Genomic DNA, 8287 nt, shown 5'->3' on the forward strand with positions numbered 1-8287 from the left:
CGCAACGTCTACAGAATCAGCTACTCCGTGACGATGACGTGCAGTGTCCTCGGGCCGTGCACGCCTTCGACACGGGAGAGCTCGATGTCGCTCGTCGCGCTCGGGCCGGAGATGAACGTCATCGGGCGACGTGACGTCGCTGCGTCTCCCAGGCGCGTGATCGCCTCGGGCACGTCGGAGACCACCTGATCCGCGGCAACGACGCAGACGTGGATGTCCGGCACCAGGGACAGCGCACGCCGGCCCTGGTCGTCGGCGTGGTCGAGCACGATGGTGCCCGTCTCCGCGACGCCCACCGCGCACGCGGTGACCACAGCGTCGATCTCGTTGAGTTGCAGCGGTGTGAGAGCAGAATCCTCGATCACCTCGACGCCGTCGAGTTGCGTCAGCCACGCGTCGTCGAGCCCGGGCGGGCGGACGAGCGACGTCGCGCCGTAGTGGGCGAGCGCCGCAGCAACGCGCGCCGGAACCTCGTCGGCCCCGCAGCGCTCGACGACGGCGCGGTAGTCCTCGACGCGCTCGACGAAACGGTCGAGCACCGGCTCGTCCATCGCCGTCGGGGCTCCGTAGGTCCACTCGACCGGAGCCTCGTCGGCCGCGCCCGAGACGTCGGAGAGCGCCTCGCGCACCCGAGCCAACACGACGTCACGGCTGCTCATCGCTTGCCCCCTCGTTCGCGGGCCCACCAGTCGCGGAACGACTCGGTCGGCATCATCTTCACGTCACGCGCGTTCGTCCACCGCGACAGCGGCGGAGGCAGGGGCCCGAACGACTCCATACGCCGCCCGAGCAGCCGCCCCGCGAGCCCGGACGACTTCGTCGCCATCGACCATCGACGGTGGTCGGCCATCATCCACGACGCACTCGCCATCATGGCGGCCTCGGCGTGCGGCATCGTGTCCTTCTTCTTCGCCTCGACGACGCGGTTGCGCTGGTGCACGAGCAGTTCCGCGAGCGGGATCTTGACGGGGCACACGTCGTTGCACGCGCCGCACAGGCTCGAGGCGAACGGTAGCGACCGGTCGATCGGGGACGAGGTGCCACGCAGCGCCGGCGTCAGGACAGCACCGATGGGGCCGGGGTAGACCGAGCCGTACGCGTTGCCGCCGACCTTCTCGTACACGGGGCAGACGTTGAGGCACGCCGAGCAGCGGATGCAGCGCAGCGCGTCGCGCCCGACCTCGTCGGCGAGGACGTCGGTGCGCCCGTTGTCGAGGAGGACGACGTGCATCTCCTGCGGGCCGTCGCCCTCGGCGGGGCCGCTCCACAGCGACGTGTACGGGTTCATCCGCTCCGCCGTCGAACTGCGCGGCAGGAGCTGGAGAAACACCTCGAGGTCGGCGAACGTCGGCAGGATCTTCTCGATGCCGACGATCGAGACGAGGGTGTCGGCGAGCGTCAGGCACATGCGCCCGTTGCCCTCCGACTCGACGACGGCGAGCGTGCCCGTCTCCGCGACGGCGAAGTTCGCGCCGCTGACGGCGACCTTGGCGCGCAGGAACTTCTCGCGCAGGTGCTCGCGCGCGGCGCCGGCGAGGTGAGCCGGTTCGGTGTCGAGATCGTCGGGAGCGGGCTTGCCGTAGCGGCCCATCTCCTCGAGGAAGATCTCGCGCACCTCGGCGCGGTTGCGGTGGATGGCCGGCACGAGGAAGTGCGTCGGGCGATCGTGACCCAGTTGCACGATGAGCTCGGCGAGGTCCGTCTCCCACGCCGCGATGCCTGCGTCCTCGAGGGCCTCGTTGAGTTCGATCTCCTGCGTGGCCATCGACTTGACCTTGACGACCTCACGGGGCGCGGCGACGGCGTCCTCGCGGGCGAGGCGCTCGTCGACGATCTCGCGGACGATGCGGTTCGCGTCGTCCGCGTCCGTCGCCCAGTGGACGTGGACACCGTTGCGCTGCAACGACTCCTCGAGTTGTAGGAGGTAGGTGTCGAGGTGACGCAGGGTGCGGTCCTTGATCTGCGCCCCGGCGACGCGCATCGCCTCCCAGTCGGCCTTCTCCGCGACGACGTTCGCGCGCTTGGTGCGGATCGTCGTCATGGCGTGATGGAGGTTCTTGCGCTGCACCGGATTTGCGAGCTGCACCGGCGCGGCCTTGGGGAACGGGGGTGAGTCGATGAGTTCGCCGGCGGGCGGCGCGGGCGTCAGACGGGTCATGACAGGGCTCCTTCCACGTCGGGTTCGGCGGCGGCGAAGTCTTCCTCGCTGTGCGCGAGCAGTTCGGCGAGGTGGATTCCTCGCACCTGCGATCGCTGGCGGGACAGCATTCCCTGCACGTTCATGAGGCACGAGTTGTCGCCCATGACGACGTACTCGGCATCGGTGTCGGCGACGTGGCGGGCCTTGTCGGCCGTCATCGCCGTCGACACATCCGGGTTCTTCACGCTGAACGTTCCACCGAACCCGCAGCAGCGGTCGGCGTCGGGCAGCGTGACGAGTTCGATGCCCTTCACGTTGCGCAGCAACTCGTACGGGCGATCCCCCACCTTCGTGATGCGCAGCGAGTGGCACGTGGGGTGGTAGGTGACGCGGTGGGGGAAGTAGGCGCCCACGTCGGTGACACCGAGGACGTCGACGATGAGTTCCGTGAGGTCGTAGGTCTTCGCGGACGTCCGTGCGACGCGCGCCGCCAACTCGTCGTCACCCGAGCGTTCGGCGAGCATCGGGTGCTGGTCGCGGATGCTTCCCACGCACGAACCCGACGGGGCGACGATGTAGTCGTAGGGCTCGAAGGCGTCGAGGTACGTGCGGATGCTCGGCAGCGCCTCGTCGAAGTAGCCGGTGTTGGTGAACATCTGCCCACAGCACGTCTGCGCCGGAGGGAAGTCCACCTCGCATCCGAGCCGTTCGAGCAGCCGGACGACGGCCTTCGGCGTCTCGGGGAACATCACGTCGTTGACGCAGGTGGCGAAGAGGGCGACGCGTTTGCCCGCGCCGGGTAGGTCGTTCGTGGTCATCACGTCTCCTTGGTGGGAGGTCACGGGAGCATCCAGGAAAGCACCGGGGTCGATTGTAGGCCGACGATGAGACACAGCGCCGCGAGCATGCCGAGGCTCCACCAGATCACCTTACGGAGGATGGCCGACTCATGGCCGACGAGGCCCACCGCAGTGGCCGCGATCGTGAGGTTCTGCGGGGAGACGAGCTTGCCGACGACGCCACCGGTCGTGTTCGCTGCGACGAGGAGCGTCGGGTCGATGCCCGCCTTCTGGGCAGCGGTCTGCTGCAGTGTGGCGAAGAGGGCGTTGGCGCTCGTGTCGGAGCCGGTGACGGCGGTGCCGAGCCATCCGAGAATCGGCGAGAGGAAGGCGAACGCCGCGCCGGTGCCGGCGGCCCATGAGCCGATGGTGATGGTCTGGCCCGACTGGTTCATGACGTAGGCCAGGGCGAGCACGGCGGCGATCGTCAGGGCCGAGAAGCGCAGTTGGTGCAGCGTCTTGCCCATCTCCTTGACCACCTTGCCCGGTCCGACGCGGTAGACGATCGCGACGACGATCATCGTCAGGATGAGCAGTGTGCCCGGGCTCGAGAGCCACTGGAACTTGTAGATGGTGGTGCCGGAGACCTTGCCTGCCGCGGTGAGGATGTGGCCGTCGAGGCCGGGCCAGTGGATCTTGAGGTCGGTGCTCGCGAGGAAGTCGCTGAGCGGCTTCACGAGCTTCGCCGCGGAGAAGACCGCGATGACGAGCAGGTAGGGGAAGAGCGCCATGAAGAGTCGGCCGGCGGTCATGCGCCCGACCGGCTCCGCGTTGGGAGCCTCGACGGTCTGCGCGTCGGCGGGGAGCTTCGCGCGCTCCTCCTCGCGCTCGGCGGTGAGGCGAGCCGTGGCCTCCGCGGTGCCCTTGGGCTTCCACACGCGAAGGAACGCGACGGCGGCGGCGAGGCCCACGAGCGAGGCGGCGATGTCGGTGAGTTCGACCGAGACGTACGACGCGCAGATCCACTGGGCAACCGCGAACGCGATGCCCGTGACGAGAGCGATGGGCCACGCGTCCCTGACGCCGCGGCGGCCGTCGGCGAGGATGAGGAGGAACAGCGGCACGAAGACGGCGATGACCGGCGTCTGGTGCCCGACGTAGGCGCCGATCTCCTGGTAAGGGATCTTCGTCAGGTCACCCGCGGTGATGATCGGGATGGCGATGGCGCCGAACGCGACGGGCGCCGTGTTGGCGACGAGGACGACCGTCGCGGCGCGCAGCGCGGAGAAGCCTGCGGCCACGAGCATGACGCCGGTGATGGCGACCGGAGCGCCGAACCCGGCGAGGGCCTCGAGCAGGCCGCCGAAGCAGAAGGCGATGAGCATGGCTTGGATGCGCGGGTCATCGCTGAGGATGGCGAAGACGGCCGCCAGATCCTTGAACCGGCCGCTGATGACGGTGACCTGGTAGAGCATGATCGCCGCGAAGACGATCCACACGATGGGGAAGAGGCCGTAGACGGCGCCCTGGCTCGCGGAGAGGAAGGCGAGCTTCGCGGGCATCCCGTACGCGGCGATGGCGACGACGAGCGCGACGGCCAGGCCGGCGAGGCCCGCCTGGTAGGCCTTCCAGCGCAGCACGCCGAGCGTGAGGAAGACGGTGAGCAGGGGCAACGTCGCGACGAGCGCGGAGCCCCACAGCGACCCGAGGGGCGCGAGGTCAGGGGTGTAGCTCATGGGAGTTCAGCCGTTTCAGGAGGCGCCACGCAGGCGAGAGGGGCCTGCACTTATTAGTCAGACCTTTTGACGAATGTAGAGGCGAATGTGATCTACGTCAATGGTTTGACCATTTCGAGTGAGTCGATGGGCGGCCTGTGCTCGCGGTCGCGGAGTGCCTCGACGACGGAGGTGCTCGGTGAGTCGCCCTAGGATGTGGCGAACATCGAGAAGGGTGGCCCATGCCGAACAAGCCGAAGGCGTTCGACATCGTTCGGGCGCACATCGAGGAGCGCATCCTCGACGGGTCGCTCGACATCGGCGACACCCTCGCCGCCGAGCGTGAGCTCGCCACGGAGTTCGGTGTCTCGCGAGGTGCGGTCCGTGAGGCCATCCGGGCGCTCGAGGCGCAGGGCGTCGTCGAGTCGTCCGTGGGAGCCGGGGCTGCCGGCGGAACGCGCATCATCCGGGCGCGAACGCGCGCCCTGACGCGGTTGTTGCGCCTGCACGTGGCGCTCGCGGGAGGGCGGCTGCGCGAGGTCGTCGAGTTGCGTGTGGCGTTGGAGCGTTCGAGCGCGACGCTGGCCGCGGCGTCCGTGACGCCAGAGGCGCTGGAGACGATGAGGACGTTGCTCGCAAAAATGCGCGGGGAGGGCGTCGACATCGAAACATTCAACCGACTGGACACCGACTTCCACGTCGCCATCGCGCGGGCGGCCGACAACACCCTCGTCACGGACCTGACGATCGCCGTGCGCGAGTCGCTGCGCGCCCCGATCCTCGTCGCCGAACAAGGTTTGAGCAGTGGGGAGTACGCCGATTTCCGCGGCATGCTCTGCGAGCAGCACGAGGGCATCTTCGCCGCACTCGAAGCAGGTGACGGCGAGGACGCCGCGCAGCGCATCGAGACGCACATCCGTGCCGCCTACAGCGCGCTGCCGGCGATGAAGACCGCGCCTGAGTAGTCGCTTCGGCAATGGTCGACAGCCGGAGGATCGGAGCCGAGCAGACGAGTGGTTGCCGCCACGCCGCGCAAATCTCAATCTTCGCCTAGAGCGCGCAATACGGTGGTGAGCATGGATCCGATTCGTAACCCGTACGCGCCCGGCGCCGGTCAGCGTCCGCCCGAGCTGGCGGGGCGTGAGGAGCAGATCAGCACGTTCGACGTCGTCGTCGCGCGCATCGCGAAGGGCCGCCCGGAGCGCTCGATCGTGCTCATCGGGCTGCGCGGCGTGGGCAAGACGGTACTGCTCAACACGCTGCGATCGGGTGCGGTGCGGGCGCACTGGGGCACCGGCAAGTTCGAGGCGCGCCCCGACCAGCGGCTGCGGCGGCCGCTCGCGAGTGCGCTGCACACCGCCGTGCGCGAACTCGGCCACCCGCAGGACGACGACGTCGACCACGTACTCGGCGTCATCAAGAGCTTCGCCCAGCGTGACGTCGACCCGAAGGCGAAGCTGCGCGACCGGTGGAACCCGGGCATCGACGCGCCCGCCGTCACCGGCCGGGCCGATTCGGGCGACATCGAGATCGACCTCGTCGAGTTGTTGACGGATGTCGGCGGCCTCGCGGCCGACGTGGGCAAGGGCGTCGCCATCTTCATCGACGAGATGCAGGATCTCGACCCCGAGGACGTGTCGGCGCTGTGCGCGGCGTGCCACGAGATGAGCCAGAGCTCGCTGCCGGTCATCGTCGTGGGGGCGGGGCTGCCGCACCTGCCGGCGGTGTTGTCGGCGTCGAAGTCGTACAGCGAACGTTTGTTCCGGTACGCGCGCATCGACCGGTTGCCGAAGGATGCGGCGTTCCGCGCGCTGCAGGGCCCGGCGCAGGAAGAGGACGCCGAGTTCACCGACGACGCACTCGAGGCCATGTACGCCGCGACGGGCGGCTACCCGTACTTCATCCAGGCATACGGCGCGGGGGTGTGGGACCTGGCGCCCGCGTCGCCGATCACGGTGGACGACGTCAAGGTGGCTATGCCGGAGGCCGAGGCGGAGCTGGCCGTCGGGTTCTTCGGCTCGCGCTACGAGCGTGCGACGCCGGGCGAGCGTGAGTACCTGCGCGCCATGGCCGACGCGGCGACGGCGATCGCGGAGGCCGCTGCAGCCGACGAGACGGGGGAGACGCCCGGGCTCGACGACATCGAGTCGGTGCCGACGTCGAAGGTGGCCGAGGTGCTCGGGCGCAAGCCGCAGTCGCTCTCCCCGGCGCGCGACTCGCTCATGAAGAAGGGCCTCGTGTACTCGGGCGAGCGTGGCCGCATCGCCTTCACCGTGCCCCACTTCGGGCGCTACCTGCGCAGCGTCGGCGGGGAGTAAGGGCGCAGCCTGGCTTTTCGCTGATCGTCCTTCATCGGGATGGCCGCGTCATGAGACATGACGTGTGCTGCGATCGGCCTCGGCGTGCCGCGCCCCTGAGAGCCTGAGAGCATCTGTCTTCGCGGGTGAACCTCACCGCTAGTTGACGTTGCCTTGGCAACGGATTATCTCGGGTGACCGCGGGTGTATCGCATAAAGGACAGTGGGCGACACCTCCACGGCAACCCGAGCCAGGGAGAAATCGGGCTATGTTCAAGTTCCTGGCTTTTCCACGCACGGAGGTTGCACGATGGCCGAACAGTCAGCACCGATCACCGAGGTGCATGTTGTCTGGCATTCCGAGTCGGCCCACGACAACATCCTGGGCGTCTTCGCAGATGCGAGTGAGGCCAAGGCCTACATGGGAAGCATCCGCAACGACTACGCGGGCGGCGTGTTCAGCACGCTCTTCCCCATCGGCATGAAGGGCACCGATCCGGAGCGTCGATACCTCGACTGACGGATACCGCAGCCGCGCAGGCGGGCGCGTCACGTACCGCAGCGACGACTGGGTCGAGACGCAGTCCTCCACCGGAACGCTGTTTCCCACGCAGTTGCCGACACGAGTTCGCCGCGTCGTCACCGACCCCGCGATCATCGACTCGGTCTCCTCGATCAGGCCCATCTGACACGCGAGTTTCGCCAGACGTTGGGGCAGAGCCGAGTTCGTACCGCGACGCGACGGCCTGACGCGGAAGCTGCCTGGCGCGCTGCATCGCCCACCGCGGGCTCAAGGGCCCGGCCGAACCACCGAACGAGGGCCGACCGGTTCCGGTTGAAGCCTTGCTCACCGTCGGGTGAGGGTGTTGGCTGACGCGGGTGAGAGTCGAACGTGTTGTTCCCAATCTGGTCGTGACCGACCTCGACGCCGGGGTGGCCCACCACCGCGCCGTTCTCGGCCTCGACGTGCTCATGGATCACGGGTGGATCGTCACCCTCGGCGACGCCGACGGCCACCAACTCAGTGTCATGACGCAGGACGCATCGGCCGCGATGAATCCGGGCGTCTCCGTCTTCGTCGACGATGTGCACGAGGCGTATCGGCGCGCGCAGGAGGCCGGGTTCGACATCGTTCATCCGCTCACCGACGAGCCATGGGGCGTCACCCGGTTCTTCTACCGCGACGAGAGCGGAAACGTCGTCAACGTCGGGATGCACACGCCCTGAGCGAGGCGATGGGTCGCGAGTTCGAGCAGATCAAGGCCGAGGCCGCAGCCCCGCCCGAATGAGCCCACAGAGCTGCAGACGTGGGCCCATGATGGGCTCATGACTTCACCGAGCATCGTTCTGCATTCT

General features: G+C 68.3%; 8 protein-coding genes. 4 read left to right on the forward strand and 4 right to left on the reverse strand.

The features are described from left to right. Positions 1-20: 20 nt before the first annotated feature. Genes EVU97_RS12975 through EVU97_RS12990 form a run of 4 tightly spaced genes read right to left on the reverse strand, consistent with a single transcriptional unit; the run spans position 21 to position 4655 of the window. Positions 21-659, reverse strand: a complete 639-nt coding sequence (locus tag EVU97_RS12975; RefSeq protein ID WP_047310780.1) for an LUD domain-containing protein — start codon at positions 657-659, stop codon at positions 21-23. Beyond that, on the reverse strand, positions 656-2158 hold the full coding sequence (locus EVU97_RS12980; protein WP_129666394.1) for a LutB/LldF family L-lactate oxidation iron-sulfur protein: 1503 nt from the start codon (positions 2156-2158) through the stop codon (positions 656-658). The genes EVU97_RS12975 and EVU97_RS12980 overlap by 4 nt, the downstream gene beginning before the upstream one ends. Beyond that, positions 2155-2958: a (Fe-S)-binding protein gene (locus EVU97_RS12985; RefSeq protein WP_118913845.1), complete on the reverse strand. Its 804-nt coding sequence runs from the start codon at positions 2956-2958 to the stop codon at positions 2155-2157. Before EVU97_RS12985 ends, EVU97_RS12980 begins: the two co-directional genes overlap by 4 nt. A 20-nt stretch (positions 2959-2978) precedes the next feature. Next, positions 2979-4655 carry an L-lactate permease gene (locus tag EVU97_RS12990; RefSeq protein WP_129666396.1) on the reverse strand — a complete coding sequence of 559 codons (1677 nt, stop codon included), beginning with the start codon at positions 4653-4655 and terminating at the stop codon, positions 2979-2981. 221 nt (positions 4656-4876) lie between these two features. On the opposite strand from EVU97_RS12990, the gene EVU97_RS12995 reads away from it, so the two are divergent. The 4 genes from EVU97_RS12995 (at position 4877) to EVU97_RS13010 (ending at position 8158) form a co-directional block, all read left to right on the forward strand. Continuing rightward, positions 4877-5599, forward strand: coding sequence for a FadR/GntR family transcriptional regulator (locus EVU97_RS12995; RefSeq protein ID WP_129666398.1), 723 nt, complete (start codon positions 4877-4879; stop codon positions 5597-5599). A 111-nt stretch (positions 5600-5710) separates the two neighbouring features. Then, positions 5711-6952 (forward strand): ATP-binding protein, encoded by a 1242-nt coding sequence (locus EVU97_RS13000; RefSeq protein ID WP_129666400.1) that lies wholly within the window; start codon positions 5711-5713, stop codon positions 6950-6952. A 289-nt stretch (positions 6953-7241) separates the two neighbouring features. Beyond that, positions 7242-7451 carry a hypothetical protein gene (locus EVU97_RS13005; protein ID WP_129666402.1) on the forward strand — a complete coding sequence of 70 codons (210 nt, stop codon included), beginning with the start codon at positions 7242-7244 and terminating at the stop codon, positions 7449-7451. Between the two features lie 392 nt (positions 7452-7843). Further along, positions 7844-8158, forward strand: a complete 315-nt coding sequence (locus tag EVU97_RS13010; RefSeq protein WP_231579510.1) for a VOC family protein — start codon at positions 7844-7846, stop codon at positions 8156-8158. Positions 8159-8287 lie beyond the last annotated feature (129 nt).

The organism is Dermacoccus sp. 147Ba, assembly GCF_004151355.1.
GTDB classification, from domain to species: Bacteria; Actinomycetota; Actinomycetes; order Actinomycetales; family Dermatophilaceae; genus Dermacoccus; species Dermacoccus abyssi.

Coding starts and splice junctions, on each gene's coding strand:
- EVU97_RS12975 (WP_047310780.1), bottom strand. CDS start 659: ATGAGCAGCCGTGACGTCGTGTTGGCTCGGGTGCGCGAGGCGCTCTCC.
- EVU97_RS12980 (WP_129666394.1), bottom strand. CDS start 2,158: ATGACCCGTCTGACGCCCGCGCCGCCCGCCGGCGAACTCATCGACTCA.
- EVU97_RS12985 (WP_118913845.1), bottom strand. CDS start 2,958: ATGACCACGAACGACCTACCCGGCGCGGGCAAACGCGTCGCCCTCTTC.
- EVU97_RS12990 (WP_129666396.1), bottom strand. CDS start 4,655: ATGAGCTACACCCCTGACCTCGCGCCCCTCGGGTCGCTGTGGGGCTCC.
- EVU97_RS12995 (WP_129666398.1), top strand. CDS start 4,877: ATGCCGAACAAGCCGAAGGCGTTCGACATCGTTCGGGCGCACATCGAG.
- EVU97_RS13000 (WP_129666400.1), top strand. CDS start 5,711: ATGGATCCGATTCGTAACCCGTACGCGCCCGGCGCCGGTCAGCGTCCG.
- EVU97_RS13005 (WP_129666402.1), top strand. CDS start 7,242: ATGGCCGAACAGTCAGCACCGATCACCGAGGTGCATGTTGTCTGGCAT.